Annotated in this window: 27 protein-coding genes; 14 read left to right on the top strand and 13 right to left on the bottom strand. The window is 70.5% G+C overall.

Annotated features, from left to right (window positions below; genetic code table 11):
* The first annotated feature begins 86 nt into the window (after positions 1 to 86).
* Positions 87 to 566 carry an Ig-like domain-containing protein gene (locus tag ACIRS4_RS33060; protein WP_404203084.1) on the top strand — a complete coding sequence of 160 codons (480 nt, stop codon included), beginning with the start codon at positions 87 to 89 and terminating at the stop codon, positions 564 to 566.
* A gap of 135 nt (positions 567 to 701) precedes the next feature.
* On the opposite strand, the gene ACIRS4_RS33055 is transcribed toward ACIRS4_RS33060, so the two are convergent.
* From ACIRS4_RS33055 to ACIRS4_RS33045, 3 genes are all read right to left on the bottom strand, one after another.
* The gene (locus tag ACIRS4_RS33055; RefSeq protein ID WP_404203081.1) at positions 702 to 1,103 is read right to left on the bottom strand and encodes a hypothetical protein; all 402 of its coding nucleotides are present in this window, start codon (positions 1,101 to 1,103) and stop codon (positions 702 to 704) included.
* A gap of 191 nt (positions 1,104 to 1,294) precedes the next feature.
* A complete protein-coding gene (locus ACIRS4_RS33050; protein WP_404203079.1) occupies positions 1,295 to 1,483 on the bottom strand; it encodes a hypothetical protein in 189 nt (62 codons plus the stop codon).
* A gap of 133 nt (positions 1,484 to 1,616) precedes the next feature.
* Positions 1,617 to 1,997, bottom strand: a complete 381-nt coding sequence (locus tag ACIRS4_RS33045; RefSeq protein ID WP_404203077.1) for a MerR family transcriptional regulator — start codon at positions 1,995 to 1,997, stop codon at positions 1,617 to 1,619.
* Between the two features lie 164 nt (positions 1,998 to 2,161).
* Here ACIRS4_RS33045 and ACIRS4_RS33040 point away from each other — a divergent pair, with 164 nt between their 5' ends.
* From ACIRS4_RS33040 to ACIRS4_RS33005, 8 genes are all read left to right on the top strand, one after another.
* Positions 2,162 to 3,100: an alpha/beta hydrolase family protein gene (locus ACIRS4_RS33040; RefSeq protein WP_404203075.1), complete on the top strand. Its 939-nt coding sequence runs from the start codon at positions 2,162 to 2,164 to the stop codon at positions 3,098 to 3,100.
* Between the two features lie 111 nt (positions 3,101 to 3,211).
* Positions 3,212 to 3,484: a hypothetical protein gene (locus tag ACIRS4_RS33035; RefSeq protein ID WP_404203073.1), complete on the top strand. Its 273-nt coding sequence runs from the start codon at positions 3,212 to 3,214 to the stop codon at positions 3,482 to 3,484.
* A gap of 222 nt (positions 3,485 to 3,706) precedes the next feature.
* Positions 3,707 to 4,084, top strand: a complete 378-nt coding sequence (locus tag ACIRS4_RS33030) for a PadR family transcriptional regulator (protein ID WP_404203071.1) — start codon at positions 3,707 to 3,709, stop codon at positions 4,082 to 4,084.
* Entirely contained in the window at positions 4,081 to 4,707 is a 627-nt protein-coding gene (locus ACIRS4_RS33025; protein ID WP_404203069.1) for a hypothetical protein, read from the top strand. The genes ACIRS4_RS33030 and ACIRS4_RS33025 overlap by 4 nt, the downstream gene beginning before the upstream one ends.
* 234 nt (positions 4,708 to 4,941) lie before the next feature.
* On the top strand, positions 4,942 to 5,334 hold the full coding sequence (locus tag ACIRS4_RS33020; RefSeq protein WP_404203067.1) for a hypothetical protein: 393 nt from the start codon (positions 4,942 to 4,944) through the stop codon (positions 5,332 to 5,334).
* 356 nt (positions 5,335 to 5,690) lie between these two features.
* Positions 5,691 to 6,227 carry a hypothetical protein gene (locus ACIRS4_RS33015; RefSeq protein ID WP_404203065.1) on the top strand — a complete coding sequence of 179 codons (537 nt, stop codon included), beginning with the start codon at positions 5,691 to 5,693 and terminating at the stop codon, positions 6,225 to 6,227.
* A 224-nt stretch (positions 6,228 to 6,451) separates the two neighbouring features.
* The gene (locus tag ACIRS4_RS33010; RefSeq protein ID WP_404203063.1) at positions 6,452 to 7,174 is read left to right on the top strand and encodes a dienelactone hydrolase family protein; all 723 of its coding nucleotides are present in this window, start codon (positions 6,452 to 6,454) and stop codon (positions 7,172 to 7,174) included.
* Positions 7,175 to 7,381: 207 nt separating this feature from the next.
* Positions 7,382 to 7,873: a hemerythrin domain-containing protein gene (locus tag ACIRS4_RS33005; RefSeq protein WP_404203061.1), complete on the top strand. Its 492-nt coding sequence runs from the start codon at positions 7,382 to 7,384 to the stop codon at positions 7,871 to 7,873.
* A gap of 179 nt (positions 7,874 to 8,052) precedes the next feature.
* Here the strand turns inward: ACIRS4_RS33005 and ACIRS4_RS33000 are convergent, their stop codons facing one another.
* The 6 genes from ACIRS4_RS33000 to ACIRS4_RS32975 form a co-directional block, all read right to left on the bottom strand.
* On the bottom strand, positions 8,053 to 8,418 hold the full coding sequence (locus ACIRS4_RS33000; RefSeq protein ID WP_404203059.1) for a gas vesicle structural protein GvpA: 366 nt from the start codon (positions 8,416 to 8,418) through the stop codon (positions 8,053 to 8,055).
* A gap of 127 nt (positions 8,419 to 8,545) precedes the next feature.
* Entirely contained in the window at positions 8,546 to 9,268 is a 723-nt protein-coding gene (locus ACIRS4_RS32995) for a VOC family protein (RefSeq protein WP_404203057.1), read from the bottom strand.
* Positions 9,269 to 9,497: 229 nt separating this feature from the next.
* On the bottom strand, positions 9,498 to 10,175 hold the full coding sequence (locus ACIRS4_RS32990; RefSeq protein ID WP_404203055.1) for a response regulator: 678 nt from the start codon (positions 10,173 to 10,175) through the stop codon (positions 9,498 to 9,500).
* Complete coding sequence (locus ACIRS4_RS32985) at positions 10,172 to 11,437, bottom strand: sensor histidine kinase (protein WP_404203053.1); 1,266 nt, start codon at positions 11,435 to 11,437, stop codon at positions 10,172 to 10,174. The genes ACIRS4_RS32990 and ACIRS4_RS32985 overlap by 4 nt, the downstream gene beginning before the upstream one ends.
* 23 nt (positions 11,438 to 11,460) lie before the next feature.
* Positions 11,461 to 11,787: a hypothetical protein gene (locus ACIRS4_RS32980; protein WP_404203051.1), complete on the bottom strand. Its 327-nt coding sequence runs from the start codon at positions 11,785 to 11,787 to the stop codon at positions 11,461 to 11,463.
* 434 nt (positions 11,788 to 12,221) lie between these two features.
* Positions 12,222 to 12,446: a hypothetical protein gene (locus ACIRS4_RS32975; protein ID WP_404203049.1), complete on the bottom strand. Its 225-nt coding sequence runs from the start codon at positions 12,444 to 12,446 to the stop codon at positions 12,222 to 12,224.
* 362 nt (positions 12,447 to 12,808) lie between these two features.
* Here ACIRS4_RS32975 and ACIRS4_RS32970 point away from each other — a divergent pair, with 362 nt between their 5' ends.
* Both ACIRS4_RS32970 and ACIRS4_RS32965 read left to right on the top strand, forming a co-directional pair.
* Positions 12,809 to 16,204: a hypothetical protein gene (locus ACIRS4_RS32970; protein WP_404203047.1), complete on the top strand. Its 3,396-nt coding sequence runs from the start codon at positions 12,809 to 12,811 to the stop codon at positions 16,202 to 16,204.
* A gap of 132 nt (positions 16,205 to 16,336) precedes the next feature.
* A complete protein-coding gene (locus ACIRS4_RS32965) occupies positions 16,337 to 17,032 on the top strand; it encodes a hypothetical protein (protein ID WP_404203045.1) in 696 nt (231 codons plus the stop codon).
* Positions 17,033 to 17,330: 298 nt separating this feature from the next.
* On the opposite strand, the gene mscL is transcribed toward ACIRS4_RS32965, so the two are convergent.
* Positions 17,331 to 17,774 (bottom strand): large conductance mechanosensitive channel protein MscL, encoded by a 444-nt coding sequence (gene mscL / locus ACIRS4_RS32960; RefSeq protein ID WP_402155743.1) that lies wholly within the window; start codon positions 17,772 to 17,774, stop codon positions 17,331 to 17,333.
* A gap of 212 nt (positions 17,775 to 17,986) precedes the next feature.
* Between mscL and ACIRS4_RS32955 the strand changes: the two genes are divergently transcribed.
* Together ACIRS4_RS32955 and ACIRS4_RS32950 are read left to right on the top strand one after the other, a co-directional pair.
* Complete coding sequence (locus ACIRS4_RS32955) at positions 17,987 to 18,274, top strand: hypothetical protein (RefSeq protein ID WP_404203042.1); 288 nt, start codon at positions 17,987 to 17,989, stop codon at positions 18,272 to 18,274.
* Between the two features lie 361 nt (positions 18,275 to 18,635).
* Positions 18,636 to 20,237, top strand: a complete 1,602-nt coding sequence (locus ACIRS4_RS32950; protein WP_404203040.1) for a helix-turn-helix domain-containing protein — start codon at positions 18,636 to 18,638, stop codon at positions 20,235 to 20,237.
* A 72-nt stretch (positions 20,238 to 20,309) separates the two neighbouring features.
* Here ACIRS4_RS32950 and ACIRS4_RS32945 read toward each other — a convergent pair whose 3' ends face one another.
* Positions 20,310 to 21,401, bottom strand: a complete 1,092-nt coding sequence (locus ACIRS4_RS32945; protein WP_404203038.1) for a protein kinase family protein — start codon at positions 21,399 to 21,401, stop codon at positions 20,310 to 20,312.
* Between the two features lie 303 nt (positions 21,402 to 21,704).
* Here ACIRS4_RS32945 and ACIRS4_RS32940 point away from each other — a divergent pair, with 303 nt between their 5' ends.
* Positions 21,705 to 23,513 (top strand): hypothetical protein, encoded by a 1,809-nt coding sequence (locus ACIRS4_RS32940; protein WP_404203036.1) that lies wholly within the window; start codon positions 21,705 to 21,707, stop codon positions 23,511 to 23,513.
* A 265-nt stretch (positions 23,514 to 23,778) separates the two neighbouring features.
* Here ACIRS4_RS32940 and ACIRS4_RS32935 read toward each other — a convergent pair whose 3' ends face one another.
* Entirely contained in the window at positions 23,779 to 23,949 is a 171-nt protein-coding gene (locus ACIRS4_RS32935) for a hydrophobic protein (RefSeq protein ID WP_351093860.1), read from the bottom strand.
* Positions 23,950 to 24,097: 148 nt separating this feature from the next.
* Positions 24,098 to 25,255 carry a nuclear transport factor 2 family protein gene (locus ACIRS4_RS32930; RefSeq protein WP_404203033.1) on the bottom strand — a complete coding sequence of 386 codons (1,158 nt, stop codon included), beginning with the start codon at positions 25,253 to 25,255 and terminating at the stop codon, positions 24,098 to 24,100.
* Positions 25,256 to 25,308: the final 53 nt, after the last annotated feature.

Here is a 25,308-nt window from a genome sequence, read left to right as displayed (position 1 = left end):
GCGAACGCCTTCACCGCAGATTCGTCGACCGTGACTAGCGTGAGGGCGTCGACACGGCAGATCAACCGAACCCATAGGAGCACTTCGTGAGACGCAGGCGTACTTCTGTCGGATGGGCCGTCACCTCATCGGCACTCGCGGTCGTCCTGGCCACGGCCACTTCGGCCGCCGCCGCCCCTTCCTCGACCAGCGTCATCGCCGCGCCGGCGTCCACCACCGTCGGCAGTCCGGTCCAACTGGCCGCCGGCGTCACCTGCGCATCCGACCCGAGCGGCGGTCTGGGCATGTCCTTCTTCGACGGCGGTGACCTGCTGGACACCGTTCCTGTCGGGATCGACGGGCAGGCGAACTACACCATGTCGTTCAGCTCGGCCGGTTCGCACACCATCACTGCCGTGTACAACGGCAACGGTGCCTGTGACGCGTCCAACGGCACGACCACCGTGCAGGTGGCGGCCGCCCCCGCTCCCCCGACCCCCGGGTTTCCCGGCCTTTGCCTGCTCACCTGCGGCGGTCTGTTCAGTTTCACCACCGGGAACATCACCAACAACGTGATCATCCACTGAGAGGCGCTCGGAGCGGTGCCGCCTGCCTGCCGGGCCTGCTGCTCGCTGACGTGCAGGGCGGTTTCGTCCGGTTCGCCCGGCGGCCCGGACGAAACCGCCCTGCGCGGAGGTGCGGTCGGCCTTCGCGGGCGACGGTCAGGTCAGCAGGGTGACCGAGTAGTCGAACGTGGTGCCCGTGACGGTGTACGTGGCCGTCTGGCCGTTGTCGCAGTAGGACACGTAGGACGTGCCGAACTCGCTGACGCCGGCCACCGCCTCGACGTAGGGACGGACGTCGGTCCCCTGCGGTAATGACGTGGCGGACAGGTCGACGGTCCTCGTCTGGTTGATCGGGTAGTCGTCGGTCGGGGCCAGATGCTCGCCGTCGCGGGTGGCGGGGGCCCAGGACAGGACGAAGCCCGCGTTGTTGACGACGGCCACCTTCTGCACACATGGCAGGGCCTGAGCGGGCGCCGCCGCCGCGCTGACCGAGGGCAGGACGGCCATCGCCGTCGCACACGCCAGGACCGTGGCCGACCGGCGACGTATCCGGTTCATGATCGGAACTCCTCTCCCGGCCGGGGCCGTCCCGGCCGACGACCGGTCAAGTAGCCTGATGGAACGTCAGCAAACCTGTGCAACATGGGTATTGGCGGGCTGCCGGCTTCTTGCGACCGAGAATCCAGCTCGGCGGCGTGGCCGGCCGGGGCCGGGCCGGTGTCCTGTACAGCGGTTGGCGCTGAGATCGGTCACGGTCCGATCGGCGCGAGCGCGCTGACGCGGTTCTCGTACTCGCGGCCGGCCTTGCGCTGGGCCGGAACAGCCGGGACGCCTTGGCCGCTGTCGAGCGGCCGGCAGCGGGCGAGGAGCTGACGGTGCAGGGCCGGGACTGCGGTGACGCGCAGTCCGTCGTAGGTCAGCCCGCCTGGAGGTCGCACTGGAGGGCGTGCCGGCGGCTGGAGATGCCCGGGTCCTCCTCAAAGAGGGCGGTCGACTGCTGTCGCGCCGCCTCGAACGCCCGGCTCGCACGGGTTCATTGGACGCACTGACTGCCTGTCGTCAACGATCCTTTTATGCTTCGGCGCCCCGTGAGCAGGGAGCGCCGGTGCGCATGTTGGACGAGGCGCCGCTGATGACTGAGTCCAGTTTGTCCCGCGCCTGGACAAGGTCTGCGATGCGCCGGTCGAGGTGGTCGCGTTCCGCGGCCAGGCGCTGGAGGAGCTCGGGGGTGGCCTTGCCGTCGATGACGCAGGGCGTCAGCTCGGCGATGGCCTTGCTGCTCAGTCCGGCGGCGTACAGCTGGCGGATGAGGCGGATCCGGTCGACGGCGTCTTCCGCGTAGTGGCGCTGGCCGCTGCCACTGCGCTCGGCGGTGAGCAGGTTCTGTTCCTCGTAGTAGCGCAGGGCTCGGGTGCTGACACCCGTGCGGCGCGCGAGTTCACCGATCCGCATTCCCGCCCCATCTCCTTCATGTGCCATGTGCCACGCACACTTGCCCTTCACGTCAACGTCAACTTTTACGGTAGATCATGCGCCCACCAGCGGGAGAAAAGCTCTGCCAGATCCCCAGTCGGGGCCCATTGAACTGACGAACGGCCTGAAAGGCTGACACACGCATGATCACCCACCACACCACCGGCCTCACCGGCCCTGCCCCCACCGCGACGGTATCCGTCAAGCCGCTCGCGGTGAGCGCACCGCAGCGCGGCGAGGACCTGCACGTCCGCGTCACCGCCCCCACTACCGGCATGAGCCTGCCCGTTGTGCTCTTCGCCCATGGCTTCGGCTCGAACCTGGACGGCTACGCCCCGCTGGTCGATCACTGGGCCGCCGGCGGCTTCGTCGTCGTCCAGGCCACCCACCTGGACTCCAAACGGCTCGCCCTACCCGCCGACGATCCCCGCCGGCCCCGGATGTGGCGCCACCGCGTACAGGAGATGCGGCGCGTCCTCGATGAACTCGCCACCCTGGAGGCGAGCGTGCCGGGACTGGAAGGCCGCATCGACCACAGTCGCATCGTCGCCGCCGGGCACTCCTTCGGCGGCCAGACCGCCGGCATCCTGGTGGGCCTGCGCGTGACAGACCCGCAGACCGGCGCCGCCGAGGACCTGTCCGATGCTCGGGTCATGGCCAGCATCCAGCTGGCCACCGCCGGTAGAGGGGGCGGTGAACTGACGCCCTTCGCCCACGACAACCTTCCCTGGCTGCGCGACCAGGACTTCTCCCACATCACCGCCCCTGGCCTCGTCGTCGCCGGAGACAAGGACGACCTCCCGCTCACCACCCGAGGCCCGGCCTGGACGACCGACCCCTACACCCTCAGCCGCGGCGACAAGAGCCTCTTGACCGTCCGCGGCGGCGAGCACTTCCTCGGCGGCATCTCCGGCCACCAAGCAGCCGAGACCACCGACGAGAACCCCGACCGTCTCGCCCTCGTCCAGCAGGTCACCCTCGCCTACCTGCGACACGTCACCGGAATCGACCACACCGACTGGAACCACGCCCAGACCGTCCTCACAGGCAGCCACCCGCTGGGGCACCTCGAAGACAAGTAACCCCTGGCCACCCGCAGCCTCCACCATGATCGTTCTCAGCGCCGACCGCCGTACCGATGTTCCCCGAGGCGGAAGTTGCGGAGCCGGAGCAGCTCAGGTGATCATGAACGTATGAGTTCTGGTTTACGTCGTACGCTCGGCTGGATCGCCTTGCCGGCCGACATCGCTTTCATGGTGTACCTGTTCTACGGCCCTCCCCGTGACTGGGAGGACGGCAAGAAGTGGCTGTACCGGGCCCTGATGCTGGCAGCCTTGGCAGCGGTCCATCTCATCGTCAAGCTGATCTTTCCCACCACTGGTGACGAGGACACGCCGGGCGCGACCCGGCACGACGCGCAGGATGACGCGGACGAACCCACCGATACAGGGCGGGCCGCCCGGTGACATACGCGATCGGCTGATCCAGCCCGCCTGCCGGTTCCGAGGCTCAGCTGCGCGGCAGCGGTAGCCGTACTGAGACCACGAGCTCCGGACGGTGGACACACCCGACGACGCCGCGTCGTCCTGGCCTGACCGGATCCTCGTAAGGGGAGCTGTCGCTCCACTCATGGCCATGCGCTGCAAGTATCTTGCGGCGCACGGTAGTTGCTGACTATCTTGCACCGCATGACAAAGGGGCCGCCCCCCGCTGGTGACCAGCGTCGCAGTCAACTGCTGCGCGGAGTGCTCGATCTGTGCCTGCTGTCGCTGATCTCCGAACGGCCGCGGTACGGCTTCGAGTTCGTGGACGCACTCGCCGACAGCGGGCTCGACCTCGTGAGCGAAGGCAGTATCTATCCGTTGCTCGCGCGGCTGGAGCGGGAGGGGCTCGTCTCCTCGTACCGTGCCCCGTCGGCCAGCGGCGGCGCCCCGCGCAAGTACTACCGCCTGACCGACACGGGACATGCCGAACTGGTGAGTGGCCGGGCTGTTTGGCACACCTTCAGTCAGCGTGTCGGGCGGATCCTGACCGCGACCGAAAACACGGGGGAAAGCGCGCCATGAGCCATCAGCACACCATGACACAACAACAGATACTCGCCGTCTGTCGCAGCAACTGGGAGTACCGGGGCGTCGACGACAGGTCCGTCCGGGAGATGCTCGACGAGCTCTCCGCCCATCTGGAGGACGCGGTCGCCGCAGGCCGCACACCTCAAGACGTCGTCGGCAACGACGTCACCGAATTCGCCGCCTCGTGGGCGCGGGCCCGCGCCCCGTTCGCCCGCCGGCTGCTGCGCACGGCGGCGATGCTCTGCTTCATGATCGGCTGGTTGCTACTGGCCACATGCCTTCTCCGATGGACCACTCACCGGGCCGTGAGCGTCGACGACATCACCTTTTGGACCGTCGCCGCAGCGGTCACGATCGTCTGGGAACTGAGGCGCGGCAGTCTGGGAATCGGCCGCAGCCTCGCGGTCGCCCTCGTCGTCGGCTTACCCGCAGCACTGCTCACCCGATGGCTGGGCGGCGACGGCACGTTGTTCACCGTGCCGCTGTGGGCGGCTCCGGTACTTCTCCTTCCCGCTCTGCCGTACGCCGTCACCGACATGCGGGCCAGGAAGAACACCGCGTCCGGTACCGACCAGGACCCGCCATCCGATCATGCGACGGTCCAACTGCCTTCCTGAGTACCTGACATGGGCAGGGCAAGGCGGACCTATGCGGAACGCAACCGGCCGGCTGTACGCATGCCCGTTGTCGGTCGCCGTCCGCGGCGCTTGGGTCACGGGCCCGGGGTCACGGACGGTCTGCGCGCCGCCGGCCCAGAGGGTGGGTTCGCAGAGGCAGGTGAGGGAAAATCCGATCGCGGCATCGTCCGAGACCGTGGGAGCATGCCGGCATGACTACGAACCGAAAGGTCCATGCCTCGTAGACGGCCGGGGCGCATCCGGGCCGGCAGCTTCCGCAGCCGCCGGACAAGAGGCGCGGAGCCAGCGATCGACGGTCTGTCCGCACGCGCGCTACGTGACATCTCCCGCCTCGAGCACACCCGCAACTACCTGCAGTCAGGACACGTCAGCGCAGCCGTGCGCCGGTGGAAGGACTACGTCCACCGCCCCGAACGTCAGCTGTGGCACGACTACGAGTGGGGCGACGCGCATGACGACTGCTGCGGTGATCCCCTCCAAGCCCGCGCCCTCCTCGACACCGTGATGCAGGCCCTCCCCCGCCGAAGCGCCCGCGAACTCCGTCAGATCATCAGCCGAGCCGACGCCGTCCTGCAGCCACCCTCACCGCCTCGTCGAGCAGTCTGACCATGGTGCGCCTGGGGCCCGTCCGCGACGGGGCGTGCCTTCAGTTCGGTGCCACCTCCCGCACTCCGTCTCGGGGACGCCGCCTCCGCCGTCCCCGAGACGTGTCCCAGGGCATCCCAGGGACCCTCGTTTCCGCAGGTCGATCGGGGTGGGACGGTTCCACCGTGGGAGAGGGGGCGGCCGGTGTTGTGCGGGGCCTCTGCCGTCCTCGAAGCTCTGGGTGTCCGGCCGGCCGAGGCGAGAACGACCGCCTCGGCAGCAGACCGCGACGACACCCGCCCGTGCCTGTGCAGCGATGCACCCGCCTGCCCGAGTGGGCCCAGAGCACACACGACAGATCAGAGAAGGAAGACCACATGAACCCCACCTCCCCCGTTCGCCGCCGTCCGGGTCGCCGCGCGGCCGTCGCCGCCGGGCTGGTCCTGGCCGTCGCGCTCGGCGTGTCGACACAGGTGTCGGCCCACGCGACCGTCCCTGTGTCCGTCCCCGCCGCCGCGAAGGCGTCCACCGCCGCGCCCCAGTCGGTCAGCGGCACCACCGGCCAGGCGGTGACCCGGGTCGCCGACTTCTACGGCGCGTACATCGACGCGAAGGGCGACTACACCGACCCGGACCCCACGCTGGCCACGGCGCTCCGCAAGCACTACCTGACGCCGGACTTCGCCAAGCGGCTGGCCGTCTGGGAGACGAAGAACGGTCTGGACGGCGTGCTGCGCGCCCAGAACGTCCCGGCCCGGTGGACGGTGACCGACAACGGCGCCGTGGGTCACGCCCATGAAGTCGTCGTCACCCTGACCTACGGCAGCGGGACGACGACGCAGAAGACCAAGCTGTTCGTCCTGCTGGAGCGGTACAACCACATCGCCGACATCACCACCACGAGCAGCCACTGACGCTCGCGGCGCAGTGGCTCCGTGTTCGTCCGGTCGGGGCCGACGCGAAAAAGGCTGTTGGCGAACTGCGGCGGCCACTGCTAGCTTTCCGTAGGCCGTGCGAGAGCAACGAGGAGGTGGTACCCGTGAACGCAGTATCGACATGGGTGCTTCCCTCCGGGGTCACGGTCGGGCGATAGGTCGTCCGGGAGCGCCGTTCAAGAGCACTCCCGAAAGGTACGACCATGCGATTCACTTCTGAGCAGCGTCTCGACGACGGCGTCTTCGAGCGCGAGTTCACCCTCGGCGAGATCCCCGGCACCCTGTGGACGCCCGGATCCGCACCGGCCCCGCTGGTCCTGATGGCCCACAACAACGGCCTGCCCAAGGCGGATGCGAGGCTGGTGGCCCGAGCCCGGTACACGGCGGCGCGCGGCTACGCGGTGGCCACCATCGACGCCGCCGGGTGCGGCGACCGTCCCCGTTCCGCCGCCGACGAGCGGGCCCGCGCCGACCTGCGGCGGGCGATGCAGGCCGGTGAGCCGGTCGACGAGATCTTCGAGTCCTTCATCGGCCCGCTGGTCGAGAACGCGGTCCCGGAGTGGCGGACCACTCTGGACGCCCTTCTCGAGCTGCCCGAGATCGACGGCCCGGTGGGGTACTCCGGAGGGTGGGCCGCCCTCGGCATCAGGCTGGCGGTGGTCGAGCCGCGCATCGCGGCCGCGGGCTTCTTCGCCGGGGGGTACGTACCGCGTGCCCAGCGTGAGGAGGCCCGGCGGGTCACCATTCCGCTGCTGTTCCTGCTGCAGTGGGACGACGAGGGCAACCCCCGGCAACGGGCGCTGGACCTGTTCGACTCCTTCGGCAGCAAGGAGAAGACGTTGCATGCCAATCCGGGCGGGCACACCGGCACGCCGTGGTTCGAGCTGGAGGACGGGTGCCGGTTCCTGGACCGGCACCTGAAGTGAGGCCGGGCCGTCAGGCCGGCGGACGTACGACCGCCCCGATCGCGGCGGCACCGGTCATCGGCGGTGCCGGCCGGTCGGGGCGGCGCTCGTGGATACTTCGGCGAGGCCGAAGGGGCTTGTCGACCGCAGGTCGGGGAAGCCATCAATGCCGGAGGTCAGGGTACGCGGTAGTGACTTCAACCGTTCGTACGAAAGTGGTGCCCTGCCATGGCCGAGACTCAGGACGTCATCGAACTCATCCTTCAGGACCACCGGCGCATCGAGGACCTGTTCCGCCTGATGCGCAGTGTCGAAGCCGACCGGGCCTCGGCCCTTCAGGAGTTCGCGGACCTGCTGATCGCCCACGCGGTGGCGGAAGAGGCCGAGGTCTATCCGGCCCTCAAGCGGTACAAGAACATCGACGACGAAGAGGTCGAGCACGGCGAGCACGAGCACGACGAGGGCAACAAGGCCCTCCTGGAGCTCCTGGAGGTGGAGGAGGTCGGCTCCGAGGAGTGGGACTCCAAACTCGAGGAGCTGGTGGAGGCCGTCACCCATCATGCCGACGAGGAGGAGCGCACCATCCTCAACGGTGCGCGGGAGAACGTGGCGATGGGGCGGCGGGAGGAGCTGGGAGCGGCGTTCTGGGAGGAGCGCGAGCGTCAGCTGAAGTCCGGCTGCGGCTCGGTCGACAACGTGCGTCGCATCGTCAACTCCTGAGCGAGCACGGCGAGGAGTCGAGCGCCCGCGGACCCGCCCGCCGCTGAAGGGGCCGAACGCGGCGAGAGCGGGCGCACGACGGTCGGGCCGCCCGGCCGGTACCCGTCACGTCCGTGTTCATCAGGCGGTCCCTGTGGAGCCGGCTCGCCTCCACAGGGGCCGCCCGGACGCGATCCGGCTCAGCGTTCCCGGCTTTCGTCGCGAGCCTGGTGGAAGGCGTCGGAGATCGCCTCGGCGGCGCCGGACAGGGCTCCCTTGACCTTGCCGTGGGCACCGGACTCGGTGAGTCGGCCCGTGAGGTCCGTGAGCCCGGCGGGCTTGCGCGGTCCCGCCTCCAGGTCGAGGCGGTTGCACGCTTCGGCGAAGCGAAGGTAGGTGTCGACGCTGGCGACCACGATCCGTACATCGATCTTGAGTATCTCGATGCCGATGAGGGAGACCCGCACGTACGCGTCGATCACCAGCCCACGGTCGAGTATGAGTTCCAGAACGTCGTACAGGCCGCTGGAACCGCCCCCGCCGCCCTGCTGTCTCGCCACGGTCATCGCCCGGCCCCCTGTCATCCGTGTCCGCTCGGCGCCGCGGCGCAGTTTTTCGCCGCGGCGCAGGCTTGCAGGTGCTAGTTACCCGGCCACCTGCGACCAAACGGATGTGCGAGCCCGGCGAGGGCCGCTATCGGGGGATGCGGACGGAGAACTCGTTGCCGTCGGGGTCGAGGAGCTGCAGACGGCCCTCGCCGGCCTCGCCGATGTCGGTGCGCTTCGCTCCGAGCGAGATCAGGCGGTCGATCTCGGCCTCCCCGTCGGCACCGGCGGGGAGCGCCAGCTCGAAGTGCAGCCTGTTCGTGCCCGACTTGGGCGCTACAGGGGGACCGCCCCATGTGATCTTCGTACCGCCGTTCGGCGATTGGATCGCTGTCTCCTGGTCCTGGTCCCAGACCAGCGGCCACCGCAGCGCCTCGCTCCAGAAGTATCCGACCTCCTGCGTACCGTCGCAGGCCAGCGCTCCGATGGTGCCGGTGTCGGCGAGGAAGTTGTTGCCCGCCTCGATGACGCAGAACTCGTTGCCGTCCGGGTCGGCGAGCACCACGTGTCCCTCTTCCGGGAGTTGGCCCACGTCGATGTGCTTCCCGCCCAGTTCCAGAGCCCTGGCAACCGTCCGCCGCTGGTCCTCCGGGGAGGTGCTCGTGAGGTCGAAGTGCGCCCGGTTCTGTCCCGTCTTCGGTTCCTGGCTCGGCAGGAAGAGGACGCGGAATCCGGCGGGATCGGGGGGCAGGATCGCGATGTCGTCGTCCGGGCCGTCGGCCAACTCCCAACCGAGGACTCCGGACCAGAACCGCGCCAGGTCCGAGGGCCTGGTGGCGTTGAAGCAGATCGCGAACAGCTGACTGGTCATACCCCGTGCGTCTCCGATCCGCTGACGCTCTGTACGGCGTCTCGCCCTTGTCGTGGGCGCAGCCTACGGGCGGGTGTGCGGGCCGTGCATCCGAGTTTCGGGCGGGCGTGACCAGCTGCCCGGCGTCACCGCCGGCACCGTCGAGCAGGTGCTCGCCTGGTCACCGGCGCGAATCCCACCGCGAAGGAGCGAAAGGATCACTCGGGAATCAAGCCGGTGCGATCCGGGCTCAGTCAGCCTCGCCGGGCTTGATCAGGCCGCTTTCGTAGGCGAAAACGACGGCCTGGGCTCGGTCTCGCAGCGAGAGTTTTTCGAAGATTCGGCTGACGTGCGTCTTGACGGTCTGCTCAGCCAGGAACAGGTCTGCCGCGATCTCGGTGTTCGATCGACCGCGGGCGACCAGGACGAGGACCTCGGTCTCCCGCGGAGTCAGCCCGTTGAGCCGGGTCGAGGCCGGGAGCGCGCGCGGGCGGCAGCGGACGAAGCCTTCGATCAACCGCCGGGTGACCGACGGCGCGAGGAGCGCGTCGCCGGCCGCGACGACCCGCACCGCTGCGATCAGATCGCCGGGCGGGGCATCCTTGAGCAAGAAGCCGCTGGCCCCGGCGGCCAGCGCCTCGTAGACGTAGTCGTCGATATCGAAGGTCGTGAGCATCAGCACCCGAGGCCGGTGCTCCACGCCGCGTGTCGGGTTCATCAGGTGCCGGGTTGCCTCCAGGCCGCCCAGGACCGGCATGCGCACATCCATGAGCACGACGTCGGGTCGTGAGCGATGGGCGAACTCGACGCCCGCCTGACCGTTGGCTGCCTCGGCAACCACCTCGATGTCGGGCTGGGCGTTCAGCAATGCGGCGAAGCCCGCGCGAATCATGGCCTGGTCGTCTACAACGAGAACCTTGATGGTCATGGTGTTCCCGACAGGGGAAGGACGGCGGTGACGTGGAAGCCGCCGTCGGGAAGAGCCTGGGCGGTCAGCTCGCCGTCGAGCATGGCGACGCGTTCCCGCATCCCGACCAGGCCGTGTCCGCCCGCCCGGGTCTCCACGGGGTGCTGGGCTCCGGTCGCGCCGGAGTTGACCACGCCGATCCGTACAGCGCCGTCGACGTAGTCGACGCTGACGTGCGCGCGGGCGCCTGGAGCATGGCGCACTACGTTGCTCAACGCTTCCTGGACCAGGCGGTAGGCGGACAGCCCTACGACGGCAGGGAGTTCAGCACCGGTCGGCACATCATCAGCCACGACCAGACGGGTGTCGATGCCCGCGCGGGCGGTCGTCTCGATGAGAGTGGGGAGATCGGGCAGACCGGGCTGCGGGGTGTGCTCACCGTCGGGTGACTCCTCGCTGCGCAACACGTGAAGCAGACGTCGCATCTCAGCCAGGGACCGTCGCGCCTGGGTGGCGATGGCCGCGAACTCCTCGGTGGCGGCCGCGGGGACATCGGGTATCCGGTACGGCGCGCTGTCGGCCTGGACGGTGATCACCGACATGTGGTGCGCGACAACGTCGTGCAGTTCCCTGGCGATGCGTGCGCGCTCTGCCAGGAGTGTCGCCCGCGCCTGCTCGGCGACACTGATCTGCTCGGCGGTGGCGAGCCGGGCCTCGGCCTCGCCACGGCCGCGAACGGCATCAGCTGTGACCGCCGCAACCGCGAGGAACACGCTCATCGGGAGCAGTGCGATCCACCCGTCGTGGGTCGGGACCAGCGCGATGAACAGTGCCCCGGCAGCCAGCACCTCAAGCCACATCGCGAACGTGGCGCGACGCGATGTCCGCAAGCCGACCACGGCGAGCACGACGGCAACGGTCAGCAGCGAGGTCACGGCCCATGGCCACGGTTCGGAACTGGAGTGGGGTCGGCTCAGCGCTGCCGTCGCAACCGCCGCCGTCAGCTCCGTCCACCAGGCGGTCCGGGGCCGACTGGGCGCGAGGACGACCGGGGCGGCCCGGGCGACGGTCAATGCCATCGCCGGGCCGTAGCCGAGGTTGTAATGCTGCTCCAGGTCCAAAGCTCCGATGAAGCAGACCCCAACGGCCAGGATCCACAGCATTCGAAGTCCCCGCCGGCCGCCCGGGACAGACACCGACGGCCGGGCCAGGTCGTCCCACACTGCCTGCCGGCAGAAGGCCAGCAGGGACCGGCGCCGGAGGTCAGGAATGTGGATCTTCATCGAGGGACATGATATGTCCGGCCTCACAACTGGTGAATCCAGGCGATGACCAACGCGACCCCGCCGACGGAGGCCGCCGCCGTGGTGATGAAGGGTCCGAGCCCGACCTTGCGGCCCCACATCCAGCCCGCCAGGCGGGAGTGCAGGCGACCCAACAGCCACAGGGCGCCCACCCCGGCAACCGCTAACGGCACGCCGACGCCGAAGTGCGCCAGCCAGGCCCCACCGACGCTCGGACCACCCCAGGAGTGGTTGTAAGGGCCCCGGTCGACCAGCGGGTAGAGGACCCCGCGAAAAACGAACAAGATCTCGACGCCCACGGGGATCAGCGCCAGCAGCCCGAGCGGCACGCACAACATGGCATGTGCCAGCAGACGCGCCGCGCCAGGTCGCCCACTCGGCGTCTGCGTTGCCAAGCCCTGCTCACCGGCCCGGGCCCACCACATACACGCCCTGTCCGAACGCCCGACCGCAACCGCACCGACCGTAGCGACCGAGGCCGGAAGCAGCACTGCCGCGTACCCGACCCGCCGCGCGAATCCCGGACGAATGAACGCTGAACCGGGCTCGGAAGCCTTGCCGATGCGTTGCGAAGCCCTGAATGGCATTGCCTTTTCCTTCACTGTCCGGCCGACTCGCTGCCGACGACCAGAAAGTTAGAACCAAGGCTCCATCCACCGCGTCACACCACAGTGCCAAACCGGCCCCCTACCCCCGTAGGGGGCCAGGGCGTCGTCCACGCGAAGCGATCGCCCTTCACGCCGCTGGGACAGTCGCGGTCTGGTCACGCGCAACCCGGCTGATTCAACGCCCGGGTCAACTCGCGGTTGGCTGCCCGCGAGGCCTCCAGGTCCTCCAGAGCTTCGTCCAGCTTCAGCTTCGCATCGGCATTGTCCTGTTCGAGCTGGACGATCCGCTGCTGCAGTTTCTCCGTACTCTCGGGGGCACCGAGTCCAGCCTCAGCGAAGACCTGCTCGCCAATGAGCTGCGACAGTCGGCCCTCCAGCAAGGTGATGCGACCGGCCAGCCGGGCAATTGCGCTCGTTCGCCGCAGCCAGGTCGGCCATCAGCGAGGCCCGTGAGACCCCGGCCCCACCGACCGCATCTGCGGCGGGGGCCCGCTCCGCGATGTGGACTTCGCTCCGCAGGTCACAGTGCCGGTAGAGGAAAGTCCGGTCCACCGGAGCTACTCCGCATCCGCGCGCAGTTCAGAACCGAACAGCGCTCCCGCGGCTTCTTCTTCTCTGCCTCTGCACTGCCCAGGAACTCATCCAGGGACAGCTAAGGGCTGTCCCGTAAACTCCCCTGCACCCGGCGCCCGTCAGCGCTTATTCGATCGCGCTGAGGAATCCCGCCCGGCAGAATCGGCGCATGCCGACCCCCGCGGAGCGACTGCTCTCCGCTCTCGAGCCGCTGCCGTTCCCCGCGCGTCTGTCCCTGACGGCGCGCACAGCGCGCGAACTCGCGGACGACGGGACGCTCGCCCCGCTGCTGGCCGAGCTGGACGGGCGGGGACCGTACGAGCGGCGGCTCGCGGCGTTGGCGGCGCTCGTCGGACAGGACGCGCGGTACCTCGCCGAGCGGCTGGCCGACGCGGACCCCGTCGTCGCCGGGTACGCGCGCCGCGCCGCACGGGACCTGCCCGTGCCGGACAGTGCGCTGGAGGCGGCGTACGACGACGCACCGGCCGTGCTGAGGCAGCGACTGGCTCGTCTGCTCGCCGCGGGAGGCCGCAGCGCGCTCGCCGAGCGGATGGTGGCGCGACTGCGCGCGCAGTGGGGCGACGCCGAGGCCGCACGGCTGCTCCCCGCCTGCTCAGCCCCCTTCGTCACACGGGAGTTGCCGGGTCTGGCACACGCCGTCGAGGGCTGGACACGGCTCGCGTGCCGCCATCCCGACCCGGTTCTGGACCACGCCGAGCAGACCCTGGCCGACCGGGCCGGCGCACAGCAGCGCGACGACTGGTGGCGCCTGAACGCCACCACGGTCGCGGCACTGGCGCCGCTGCGTCCCGAGCGGGTGCTGACCCTGATGGAGCGGCACGGCCCCGGCAGTCCGCCGCCGGCGCTGAACAACCGACTCGGCCCCGTGGCCGCCGCCGACCCCGCACGCCTGATCCGCTGGATCACGTCCCCCGACCGCCAGGAACAGCGCCACGAGCCGATACCGCCGTCCGCAGTGCTGCGCCGGCTCGCGCGGGCCGACCTCGCCTCGCTGACCGCCCTGGGCCGCCACTGGGTGCACCGCGGCGGCCATTTCACCGCGCTGGTGAAGGCCGTCGCCCCCGGCCTGCGCCCCGCGCTCGTGGACGCGGTCACCGTCCAGGGAACGCGCGGGAACCCGGCGTTGAGCGTCCTCGGCCTGATGCCGCGCGAGCGCCGCTGGGCGGAGGTGCGCCGGGCGGTGGCCGAGTTCGACGGCAGCGACCACTGGTGGGACGACCTGGACACCCTCGCCCACGGCCCTCTCGACGAGGCGCGTCCCGCGCTCCTCGCCGGGATCGGACGGTCCCACGCCGACGACCGGGCCATCGCCTGGCCGTTGTTCGTCGCGTGCGCCGCACGGGACGGCGGCCGGGAGGCGATGACCGAGCTGCTCACCGCGGCGGGCCGCCGTCTGCGCAACGAGCGCGATCCGGTACGCGCCGCGGCGCTGCGCGCACTGGCCGAGACGCACCCGCGGCTCCTCGGCCCCGACGACGCCCCGTCGCTGGACGCGATCGCGGCGGACGCGCTGGAGGCACGGGACGCTTCGGCCGACACCCTGACGGCGCTGCGCACCCTCTCCGTGCGGGTTCTCGTCGAACACGCCGCGGACGAGGCGCCGCACCTGCGGGAGTGGGCGTTGCGCACCCTGGAGCGCATCGTGAGCCGGGTCGGCGTGCCCGACTTCGGCCCGCTCCACCGCGACCTGCGGCGGGGCCAGGAACACCAGATCCTCCGGGCCCTGCGTCCCCGGCTCGACGCCGGGGCCGCCCGCGCCGACTTCCGGTTGCTGCTGGGCTTGGCCGCAGCGCTGGGACCACGCGCCCCACGGCTGCCCGAACTGCAGGAGCGGTTGGCCGCGGCCCTCGAACGCGGTGACGACGAGACGTTCAGGGAGGCGGCCCGGCTGTGGCTGGCCGCGCCGGCCACCCGAGACGAGCGGGCCGCCGAAATCGTCGAGCTCGAACCGTCATCGGTCGTCCTCCCCCCGGTGCTGCGGGTGCTGAGCCGACGGCGGACGGACCTCCTGGACGCGCTGCTCGACGCGCTCCCGCCCCACGGCCGCTTCCTGGTGAAGGGGGCCCGGCGCCCGCTGCCGGACCTCGCCGACGGCGACCGCTGGCTGCCCCGCCAGCAGGAGGCGGCGGTCCGGCTGGCCGCGGAGGCGATCACGGACGGTTCCCTCTCTATCGACGAGCGGGCCGCCCTGATCCGGGCGGCTGCCCCGGTGCCCGGCTTCGGGCAGGCGCTGGCGCTCGCGCACACCGACGACCCGGAAGTGGTCGTCGCCGAGGCGGCGCTCGCCGCGCTGCCCCTGACCGACCGGCCGCACGACACCCTGCCGGTGCTGCTGGAGCACGCCGGCAGCGACCGCGCCCGAGTCGCCGTGTACGCGGCATCCCGTGCCGCCCGCTTCACCGCCCCGTCCGAACTCGGCGTCGCGCTGGGTGCATTGCTCACCGGAGAACGACCCGCCAAGGTGACCTCCCGCAAGGAGGCCGTACGGCTGGCCGCGCGCTTCCTGCCGCCCCGGCGGGCCGTGTCCCTGCTGTCGGACGCCTTCCGCGCCCCCGACCGCCACCCGGACGTGCGGGCTGCCGTCGTCCGCGGGCTGCCGCCGCTGCTCGGCGAGCCGGACGCCTGGCGGCTGCTCGACGACGTCGCACGCGACGACGCCCTCCCCGTGCACATGGCTCTTCTGGGCGTCACCCCCTGGCAGTTGGCACAGACGCACCGTCGCGCCTATGCCGACGTGATCGTCGCGGCGTACGACCCGTGCCTCGCGCTCACGGAGGGCTCATGGGGCGGCTACGCCCTGCTGCGCGCCATGGGGGTGTGGTGCCGCTACTCGGCCGACCTGGCCGTCCGGATCTCCCGTACGGTCTGCGACCTCGGCGAGCGTACCCACTGGCAGTGCGCGGGGTGGGTACTGCGAGATCTGGCCGCGTCCGATCTCGCGCACCCCGTGGGAGGCGCCGCGCCGGGCGGCGTATACCACACGGCGGTGGCCGAGCTGATGGCCGCGATGCACACGGCGCAGGGCGGCTGCGACGCACTGGACGGCCGGGACCTGCCGGCGCTGCAGCGGCTGCGGGACCTGACGTCGTTCGGCTATGACGCCGGAGTGCGGACCGAGTTGCTGGAAGCGGTCGCGCGACAGCTGGCGCCGGAGCCCCTCCTGGCTCTGGAACGAGCCTATCTGTTGGGCAAGTTGGCCGATCAGGCCGTGGACCCCGACGAACTGCTCGCACGGCTGCGGGACCTCGCGGACGCGCTCGAGGGCGCGGGAGTGACCGTCGCGACGCACACGACCGGCCGGTTGCGGACGTCGGCGGCGCATCGCGCCCTGTCCCGGCACACCGAGGCCCTGCTGGCCGCGGCGGATCTGTTCGCCCGCGACGGGAGCGCCGCGAAGGGCCTGTTGGCGGTCGGCATCGTGCAGGGCACGGGCCCCGCGCTCGGCTGGCCCGAACAGTGGCGTGCACTGCTGCGTCTGCTGCGCGGCCACACCGACGCTGACGTGCGCCACGAGGCGTACACGATCACGACGGAGAACGAGTGACCGCTGCCGCTCTCCGCGGCAGTCATAGCCCTTTCACCACGCAGGCGTCCTCGACTGCGGCTGCCCGCCTGACAGGCCGGGGGAACCCGGGGGCGCGCGTACCTCTCTGACAGGCTGAAAGGGGGACGTCACATGACGATCATGACTCGGTACGCGCCCGTGGCGGCGCTGCTCGCCTGCTGCTGTCTGCCGCTGACAGCCTGCGGGACGGAACGCCCGGGGACGCACACGGCGGCCACGGCCGGCCCGGGAGCCGCGGCGGCCAGCGGGGGATCCGGAGCGTCCGCGGCGGACGGGACGAGCGACGACGGTCAGGAAGAACTGCCCGACACCACGAGCGACGATCAGGGGACCCTCCCCGACACCACGAGCGACGATCAGGGGACCCTCCCCGACACCACCAGCGACGACCAGGGCATCCTCCCCGACACCACCAGCGACGACCAAGGCACCTTTCCCGACACCACCACCGATCGGGATGCCGACGATCCTCCCGAGGGCGACACCACGGAAGACGGCGTGGGAGTGCCGACGAGTGGCCCCCACCGCTGGTACCCGATGCTGCGCGAGTTCCGGGCGTACCTCACGTCCGGTGCCTCGAAGGCGGACGCCGCGGTCGCCGCCCACGTGACGAGCGTGCACGTCCGCGTGCCCTCGGGCAGCGCCCGCAGCGTGGCCGTGGTCCGCGTCGACTACGGAGTGGGAGAACAGAAGCAGGCGGACCGCACCGCCGAGGTCTTCGCGCGCTGGCGGCGTTCCCTCTACGGCGATCACGGTCACGTGGAGGTCCTGGGTCCGGCGAAGACCACCGCCGAGAAGGACTGGTGACCGGCGGCCGTGGCGGCCGCCGTGAGCGCGGCTCACCCTGATCAGCACGGAGTCCGACCATGGAACCAACCGGCTGGCGGCGCAGGACCCGAAAGAGACGGCCCAGCCGCCGGGGCCGGGCAGGGGAGCCCTGCTGCTCGATGTAAGCGACGTCAGGTCTCGTCGGCGAGCGCCGCCGCCGTAGCGCCGACCGTGAAGCCACTCAGCCGGTTCGGCGTCGGACGCCGTCGGTGACCACGGTCACCACGGACGTGCCCGCGAGAGGCCCGGCACCCCAGGGCGGCCCATGCGGGTCGGGTCACCCGGCGCGCTGGGTTGTCTCCCCGGCCTGAGCGGGTACGGCGGGCAGGGAGACGGTGCAGGAGGCGCAGCGTCGGGCTTGGGCGGGTACGGGGCTGAGGCACTCGGGGCAGTCCCGTTTGGGGGCCTGGACGTCGTGGTGCGGGGCGAGGCGTTCGTGGAGCTTGTTGATCGGGAGCACGACCAGGAAGTACAGGGCGCCGGCGAGGAGGAGGAAGCTGATCGCCGCGTTGATGAAGGCGCCGTAGGGAAACTCGGTGGCGCCCAGGGTGAAGGTCTTACGGCTCATGTCGCCGGTGGCGCCGGTGGCCAGCCCGACGATCGGTGTCAGGAAGGCGCGGACGAAGCCGTTCACCACTGCGGTGAACGCTGCCCCGATGACGATGCCGACGGCCAGGTCGACCACGTTGCCGCGCAGGATGAAGCTGCGGAAGCCCTTCACCTTCTCACCCCCAAGAGGCTGTTGACGTCGACGGGCGGCACCGAAAGCGCGGTCAGCCCATCCCCTTCGCCTCGGATGCCCGGCCACCCGTCGCCCATGCCGGCTCCGCCGCGCGGCGCGGAGCACACCATCGCGACCGGTCGCTCAGCCTGAGCTGCACCTCGAAACAGGCATGGGCGGCCTGGCGCTGGAGCTGGTCCCCGTCCGGCTACGTGGCGACGTTCGTCCGCGCCACCAATGCCGTCACCGGTGACGAGGTGACCGAGGGACAGGCCGTCGGCCGCATCATCGACCCGGTCGACGGCGCCGAGCACAAGGTCGCCGCCGTCTCCACCGGAACGATCATCCACCACTTGAACGGGCTCTCCGTACGCCCCGGCACGCACCTCGCCGCCATCGCCGGTCCGACGCGTCACCGACCGGGCGCAGGACCGTCGGTCCCGTGCAGAGCCAGGGACCATTCCCGCAGATGCCGGACCAATGCGGTGGCCCTGGTGTGACCGGCGGGCCAGAACGGCAGCACGAGGAGGGCGGGGACGCAGCACGCCGTCACCACCAGCAGAGGCAGCAGACACAGAGCGATCACGAGTGGGCGTTGCCGCCCCTTGAACAGGGCGGCCACGGTGATGAGGAGAGTGTGCATGGGAAGGGAGGTCCTCTCAGCAACGCCTGCGGTGGCCGGGGCCGGCCGCTCCGGACGGAAGTCGATGCCCTGAGCGTGAAACACCCGCTCCCCTTGCCGGAAGTCGCACCACCAGAAGTCATCTCCGGTGCGATCATTGCCTCTTGCGCAACGCATCCGGAGGAGCCATGAGCGGTGGTGGGGGCAGGCGACCGCAACTGGGACCGGTCAAAGAAGATGTGAGCGAACCGGTTCTGGCCTTCGTCCTGCGTCTGCGGGAGCTGTACGAGGAGAGCGGTTGGTCCTCCCTGCGGGCGTTCGCGGAGGCAGTCGGTTACAGCAGGGGGACCATCTCGCGCTTTCTCTCCGGCGGGCGGCAGCCGAAGGCGTACTTCCTGGACAAGCTCTTCGCCGCGATGGAGGACCGGACGGGCCGCCCTGTGACCGAGGCCGTCCGGGCGGAGACGCGGCGGTTGTACTTCGAGTCCGTCCGTCTCAAAGCGCCGGCCGAGTATCAGGTCTTCCGCATGGAGGAGGAGCTCGGAGCCGCGCACGAAGGGACGCGGCAGCGCCTGGACGAGCAGTTGAAAGCCCATGACACCGACCGGAATGCGCTCACCGGACGGATCGCCGAACTCACCGACAACCTGAGGCACATGGAACAGGAGCGGCAGGAGTTCCTCCGTCGGAGCGAGCACCTCGCCGAACAGGCGCGAGTGGAAGGCGAACGCCGGAAGTTCCTGGGACGAGCCATCGAGGAGGTCGTGCGGTTACAGGACGGACCGGCACTGGCTCTCACGCCTCCGCAGCAGCCGTCGGACCACTGGCCCCTCACCGGTCTGGTCCTCGGCGACCGCACCGGGAAGGTGGACGGGATCGCCCTGTCGCCCGACGGAGCCCTGATCGCGAGCGTGGGCTCGGAAGGCACCCTGCGGTTCTGGGAGCCGGCGGCGAGCCGGTCGCCGGTGCGTACCCTTCATCACGACCGGCCGGTCCTGGCCTTGGACTTCCATGCCGGCTGCGGTCTCCTGGCCACGGCCTGCCAGGACGGGAGCGTCTGGCTCTGGAAGCCGGCTGCGGGCCGGTCCGCCCAGCCGGAACGCCTCGGATCCGGGATCACCGATGTGCGTGCGGTGGCCTTCGCGCCGCGCAGCGACGGGCTGCTGGCGATCGCGGGCCTCGGAGGCAGAACGGTCGAGTTGTGGAAGCCGGACCGCGACGGGACCACTCCCGGGTCCCCGAGCCGGCGTGTGCGCTTTCTCCGGGACGAGGTCACCGGCAGGCCCCCGCCGCCGGGTACGCGGGTGGGCCGGTTCAGCGGCTACCGTTTGCACGAGGGTTTCGGCGGCCTCACCGGCGGGGTCGACGCGCTCGCGTTCTCGCCCGCTGACGGACTCCTGGCGACCGCCGGCCTCGACGGAACCGTCAGGTTGTGGGACTTGACCGTGGGGACGCCGACCGCCGGGCCGCTCAGCGGCCACGAGGGCCCCGTGCGCGCGATCGCGTTCTCGCCGGACGGGCGCCGCATCGCGAGCGGCGGCGCGGACGGGACCGTACGGCTCTGGGATCCGGTCGCCGCCTCCCCGGCCGGGCGACCGCTGACCGGTCACACCGGGCCCGTCACATCCGTCGCTTTCTCACCGGACGGGCAGCTGGTGGCGAGCGCCGGTGACGACGCGACCGTGCGGTACTGGTCACCGGTGGCCGGCCGGCCGCTGGGCGAGCCGCTCACCGGCCATCACGGGCCGGTCACCGGCGTGAGCTTCGCACCGAACGGAGGCTTGCTCAGGACGACGGGAACGGACAGGACGGTACGGCTGTGGCCGGTCCCGTCGGTTTGACGTTGCGTCGCGTGCATTGTCGAACCAGACCCGTCCCTCACCTTGTTCGAGCCGCGGGCCGGAGCGCCGAGACTACGACGGGCCGACGCTGTCGGCTGTCACTGCCGTAACGGCCCGACGTACTTCTGCTGTGGGGAACGGGGTGTGCTTGCTCCGGGTCAGCAGCCGATGGTGGAAGTCGTCCAGGACGATCGCGTGCTGGGCGTGACGGTCGATGATCGCGGCGATGTCGGACGGCACATGGGCGGGTCGGTGGCCGCCCACCCACCGGCGCAGGAAGGTTGCGTGTTCGGCGCCGCCGCGCATGTCCTGTGGGAGATGGTGGCGCAGCAGGTGGCTCGGTGCGTAGGAGCGGTCGTACACGAGGTGATCGGTGAGGAAGTCGCGTTCCTCGGGGGAGAGTTCGAATTCACGGCTCGACGCGAGCCCGAAGTCCGCGAAGTACACCCGTCGGCCGTCCGTGAGCAGGTTGGCGAAGTGCGCGTCGAAGTGGACCAGTCCGCGCGCACTCATGAACTCCGTCCCCCGCAGCAGCTCATGCTCGACCCATCGATACGGTGACTCGCCTCCGCGGCCCGGCGGGGACGCGTCACGGGTGCCTGCGAGCCACTCGGCGAGGGTCTGCGGCACATGCTCCAGGAAGAGCACCAGGCTGAAGGAGGATCTTTCGATGGCCTCCAGTCGACGGCGAATGGCCGGCGAACCCTCCCAGTGCGCTACGGCCCCCTCGACGCCGCCGAGGTCGTCCAAGAAGCCGGCAGGAGGGCTGTCGGGCAGGACACGCCAGTGGTGGAGCAAGGGGAAACCGGCGTACTCGTTCCTCAGTGCCCAGCTTGTCGTCATGATGTGCGCGGCCAGTTCACGCCAGGCGCCGAAGCCGGCCGACCCGACTCCGTACTGGTAGCAGAGGGGCAGCCCGAACAGGTTCGCCGTCGACCGCACGTGCTCCGGCCGCAACTCGACGTCCGTCAGCGGGACCCGCTTGACGAAGACGCGGCTTCCCTCGACTTCCATCTGCGCCGATCGTCCGCCGATGCCGCAGCCGAGGCTCGGCGCGGCGGACACGGCGGTCTCCAGCCGACGGTCGCTGAAGAGGGACAGCCGTGCTCCCACGGCTGCGTGGGCGGATACGCGTGCCGCGTGGTCCGTCTCGGTGGTGTCCATCGGTGGCTCCGTCCTTGCATCTTGCGGATAAGGCGACGATCACGATGCGGCACGGTTCGGAGAGTTCGGAAATAAATCGCACTACCCGTCAGCCGGTGATCGTGAGGCGGAATCCTGATTCGGTTGAGCCACCGTCCGATTCGCCCTTCGGCCGGCGATCGGACACGAGGCTCTCAGGCGGTCTTCTCAGCACCGCGCCCAGGAAGACAGGAATTCTTTCATGCTGAACCTATACAGCGCTCGTGTCAGGAGAGGGCTGCCGGAGTCTCCGACACAGTCCCTGTACGCGGCGGGGGGTGTGTGATGGCGGAGGATCAGATGCCCGGCGGGCCGCAGGAGACCCGGCGGGATCCCGCCGTGACGGCCCCGGGCCCCGGCGGCAGCGATCCGGCTCCCCCGGTCGAGGCGCCCGTCCGGCCTCCGTCGCCTCCAGCCGCGGACACCCGGACGGCAGCTGACCTCGCCGCCGCCGACACCGTGCCGGCACAGAGCCGGACCGGCCCTGACACGCCGTCGGCGCACCCGCCCACCGTTCCCGACGCCCCGCCGGCGCCGTCCGTGTCCACCCCGTCCGCGCCTGCCCCGGCGAAGGACGCCGACGGGTGGTGGAAAGCGCGCCGGGCCCGGCTGGCGCGGCATCGGGGCGCCGTGGCGGTCTGCGTGGCTCTTGCGCTGGCGGCGGGCGTCGGCGGGGGCGTCTGGTACCGGCTGCACCACCACGACGTACAGCAGCGGGAAGGAGAGGAGTTCCGTGCGGCGCACTGCGGGACGACGAACGAGGCGCTGACGACGGGCGCCGACGGGGAGTGCACAGGGGTGACCGACGGCGGCGACGGTCCCGGCGTGTTCGGCTCCGCTCTGCGGCCGGTGCTGACGGCCGTCGCAGCGGAGAACTCCCGGGCGACGCGCGGCGACCGATACGTCACCCTCGCCTTTCTGGCGCCGCTGACCTCCATGGGCAAGGCCAAGGACCTCACGCTCGACCAATTCGTCGGGGAGGTCGAGGGAGCGTACACGGCCGTCGAACGGGCCAACGCCAGCGACAGCCCGTTGAAGATCCGCTTGGTGCTGGCCAACATGGGCAGCGGCGAGCTGCGCTGGAAGAGCACCGTCGACGCGCTGAGCGGGGTGAAGAACCTGGTCGCCGTCGCCGGCATGGGATTGAGCCAGCAGGAGTCCGTCGACGCCGCCCGTGCGCTGAGCGCCAAGGACATCCCCATGGTCGCCGACGTGATCACCGCCGACGGCTTCGACACCACCGGCGCCATCGACGCCGGCGCGGCCGCACCTGAGCCCATCAACGGGCTGGTCCGCGTCACCCTGACCAACGCGACTCAGCTCAAGGCGCTCGGCAAGGAACTGGACGGCGACACCCGTACCGCGGCACTGGTGCGCACCAGTGTCACCCCGAACGGGACCACCGACTTCTACACGGAGTCCCTCTACCGGGACTTCCGGACCGTCAGCGGGTTGAAGAAGCACCTCGACCCCAACGCGGACTTCTTCTTCGACCCCCGTGGCGGAGCCGACTCGATCCTGGACGCCATCGGCCAGAACATCTGCAACACTCAACGCCCCGTGGACACGGTCTACTTCGCGGCCCGTGAGAAGTACCTGCCCGACTTCTTGAAGGCCCTCAGCCGCCGCAGCTGCCATCGCCTGCCCATCACCGTCGTCGCCGGGTCCGACACCGCCGCCCTGGACCCCGGGACCCTCACCGGTCTGAACCAGCAGGGCGAGGCGCCCATCACCGTCCTGTACGCCTCGCTGCCCTCCGCCGCGGCGCTGCGCGGCTCCGGCAACAGCGACCACGATCTGTACGACAAGTTCCTCCAGGCTTTCGCCGGCGACCACCATGGGCAGAGGTTCCCCGCCGACCACGCCACCCGAGGCTACTGGCCCGTCCTCGCCCACGACGCCGTCCTCACCGCTGTCACCGCGGTCCGCAACGCCACCGACGACACCACTCCCCACCCCAACCACTTCGACGTCCGCAACCACCTCTACGCCCTCACCGGCGGCGCCGTCCCCGCCGCCACCGGGCGGTTCGGCATCGACGCGACCGGAAACCGCACCACCGTGCCCATCACCGTCCACCGCCTCACCTCGTGACCCCGCTGCCCCAGGCCACTCCGCTCCCCCGCGTCCGGTGAGACCTCGCCTCCAGCGGCGCCGCGTCCTCGGCGCTCCGGCGGGTGGGCTGGGGTCCGGTGGTTGGAGGCGCAGGTTCCGCTGCTGCACCGGGCCCCAGCTACGTGGTCTGGTGCCCGGGAGGGTGGTGGTTACACCGTTTGTCCGGTGAGTTGTCCTGATGCGGAACAGGCCTGTGGGCCCCGGATGTCCTCCGGGGCCCACAGGCTGACTGTTGTCGGGTGGGTCACCAGCGGTACCAGCGGCCCCGGCGGCCGCCGGTGTCCGCACTGCGCATGACGAAGCCGAGCAGCCAGACGGCCAGCACGATGACGGCGACCCACCACAGTGCCTTCAGCGCGAATCCCGCGCCGAAGAGGACCAGGGCCAGCAGAAGAACGAGAAGCAGGGGAACCATAGTTATCAACCTCCGTTGCTCCGGATGCCCGGCGAATGCATGAACACACAGAGCAATCGGCGTGTTTCTTCACCTCTTCTGCGGGAACGGGTTTCCGTTTCTCCACCGGTGTTCGCCTGTTCATCACCGGCGCTCACCCGACGTGAAATCAGGGATGGCGGTGATACACCTTGTTGGCGATGCGCCAGCCGCCGTCGGCTCGGGCCAGCAGGAACACGTCGGTGAACGTGTCCGGGCCGTGTGTGAGCGTCATGGTGGCGGTCGCGACGGTGCCGTGGACGTCGACGGCGTCGATCCGGCGGGAGCGAGCCGGTTCGTCCGGGGCGGGCCGCCCCTCGAAGAGGGCGCAGTAGTCGTCCAGAGGCCATGAGACGAAGGCGCCGTCCCGGATTCCCTCGATGTGGGCGGTGGGCAGGAAGGCGTCGCGGAAGTGGGCGGGGTCGCCGGTGGCGTGTCCGCGGATGTAGGCGCGAAGGGGTTCGAGCACGGTGTCTTCGGCAGCGGGGACCGTGGCGGCGACGGCGATGTCGGCTTCGGGGTCGGCGAGGGGGTCGGCCAGGCCGGCCGCGCTGCGCAGAGGGGTGTGGGATGCGGCGGCCAGCAGAGCCATGTCCTTGGCCAGCGCGCCGATGGTGAAGTGGACTGTCGGGGTGGCCGCTTGGCCGGCGAGGAAGGGACGCTTGCGTGCGACGAGTCCGCCGAGCTGACCGAGTTCGAGGATGTCCAGCACCTGGGCGCGGGGCAGGCCGAGGGCGTCGGCCTGCCTCAGTGAGTCGCGCAGTGCGAGGACGGCGCCGGCGAGGCTGTTGTTGGCGATCAGCTTGAGCGCGGCAGCCGTGGAGGCGTCCTCGACCCGCCGCACCGTGCCCAGCGCCTCCAGAACCGGTCGGGCGCGGTCGAACGCCTCTCGGTCCGCGGCGGCGAGTATCCGCAGGGTTCCGGCGGCGGCAGCGGGCACCGATCCGAGCACGGGCACGTGGACGTAGGAGGCGCCGAGCCTTCGCGCCAGCTCCGCCGCCTCGGCGGGGGCGACGGTGCTGGTGTTCACCACGATGGTGTCCGCCCGCAGCGAGGCGTGGACGTCGTCGAGGACCTGTCGGCAGGCCGGGCCGTCGAACAGCGCCAGGAGTACGAGATCGGCCTTCGCCACGGCCTCCTCGAGAGCGTCGGTCGTCCTGACGTCGCCGGGCGCGCGTCCTGAGCGCGTCCAGCCGACGACGTCCAGGTCCTGGGCCGTCAGCCGTCTCGCGATCGCGGCGCCCATGCGCCCCAAGCCGAGGACGGCGACGGTGTGCGGTGTGGTCATGCACCTCACGGTGGTGGACGGCGACGGCTGCGACAAGCGCAGGCTTCGCAGGG

The sequence above is a fragment of the Streptomyces sp. NPDC101166 genome, assembly GCF_044768125.1.
Classification (GTDB): domain Bacteria; phylum Actinomycetota; class Actinomycetes; order Streptomycetales; family Streptomycetaceae; genus Streptomyces.
The sequence above is the reverse complement of the archived record's forward strand: the minus strand, read 5'-3'. Positions and strand labels throughout refer to the sequence as shown.

Excerpts from the sequence above, each read along its gene's own strand:
- ACIRS4_RS33055 (WP_404203081.1), bottom strand. The coding sequence starts at position 1,103 with ATGAACCGGATACGTCGCCGGTCGGCCACGGTCCTGGCGTGTGCGACG.
- ACIRS4_RS33045 (WP_404203077.1), bottom strand. The coding sequence starts at position 1,997 with ATGCGGATCGGTGAACTCGCGCGCCGCACGGGTGTCAGCACCCGAGCC.
- ACIRS4_RS33040 (WP_404203075.1), top strand. The coding sequence starts at position 2,162 with ATGATCACCCACCACACCACCGGCCTCACCGGCCCTGCCCCCACCGCG.
- ACIRS4_RS33035 (WP_404203073.1), top strand. The coding sequence starts at position 3,212 with ATGAGTTCTGGTTTACGTCGTACGCTCGGCTGGATCGCCTTGCCGGCC.
- ACIRS4_RS33030 (WP_404203071.1), top strand. The coding sequence starts at position 3,707 with ATGACAAAGGGGCCGCCCCCCGCTGGTGACCAGCGTCGCAGTCAACTG.
- ACIRS4_RS33025 (WP_404203069.1), top strand. The coding sequence starts at position 4,081 with ATGAGCCATCAGCACACCATGACACAACAACAGATACTCGCCGTCTGT.
- ACIRS4_RS33020 (WP_404203067.1), top strand. The coding sequence starts at position 4,942 with ATGCCTCGTAGACGGCCGGGGCGCATCCGGGCCGGCAGCTTCCGCAGC.
- ACIRS4_RS33015 (WP_404203065.1), top strand. The coding sequence starts at position 5,691 with ATGAACCCCACCTCCCCCGTTCGCCGCCGTCCGGGTCGCCGCGCGGCC.
- ACIRS4_RS33010 (WP_404203063.1), top strand. The coding sequence starts at position 6,452 with ATGCGATTCACTTCTGAGCAGCGTCTCGACGACGGCGTCTTCGAGCGC.
- ACIRS4_RS33005 (WP_404203061.1), top strand. The coding sequence starts at position 7,382 with ATGGCCGAGACTCAGGACGTCATCGAACTCATCCTTCAGGACCACCGG.
- ACIRS4_RS33000 (WP_404203059.1), bottom strand. The coding sequence starts at position 8,418 with ATGACCGTGGCGAGACAGCAGGGCGGCGGGGGCGGTTCCAGCGGCCTG.
- ACIRS4_RS32995 (WP_404203057.1), bottom strand. The coding sequence starts at position 9,268 with ATGACCAGTCAGCTGTTCGCGATCTGCTTCAACGCCACCAGGCCCTCG.
- ACIRS4_RS32990 (WP_404203055.1), bottom strand. The coding sequence starts at position 10,175 with ATGACCATCAAGGTTCTCGTTGTAGACGACCAGGCCATGATTCGCGCG.
- ACIRS4_RS32985 (WP_404203053.1), bottom strand. The coding sequence starts at position 11,437 with ATGAAGATCCACATTCCTGACCTCCGGCGCCGGTCCCTGCTGGCCTTC.
- ACIRS4_RS32970 (WP_404203047.1), top strand. The coding sequence starts at position 12,809 with ATGCCGACCCCCGCGGAGCGACTGCTCTCCGCTCTCGAGCCGCTGCCG.
- ACIRS4_RS32965 (WP_404203045.1), top strand. The coding sequence starts at position 16,337 with ATGACGATCATGACTCGGTACGCGCCCGTGGCGGCGCTGCTCGCCTGC.
- ACIRS4_RS32945 (WP_404203038.1), bottom strand. The coding sequence starts at position 21,401 with ATGGACACCACCGAGACGGACCACGCGGCACGCGTATCCGCCCACGCA.
- ACIRS4_RS32940 (WP_404203036.1), top strand. The coding sequence starts at position 21,705 with ATGGCGGAGGATCAGATGCCCGGCGGGCCGCAGGAGACCCGGCGGGAT.
- ACIRS4_RS32935 (WP_351093860.1), bottom strand. The coding sequence starts at position 23,949 with ATGGTTCCCCTGCTTCTCGTTCTTCTGCTGGCCCTGGTCCTCTTCGGC.
- ACIRS4_RS32930 (WP_404203033.1), bottom strand. The coding sequence starts at position 25,255 with ATGACCACACCGCACACCGTCGCCGTCCTCGGCTTGGGGCGCATGGGC.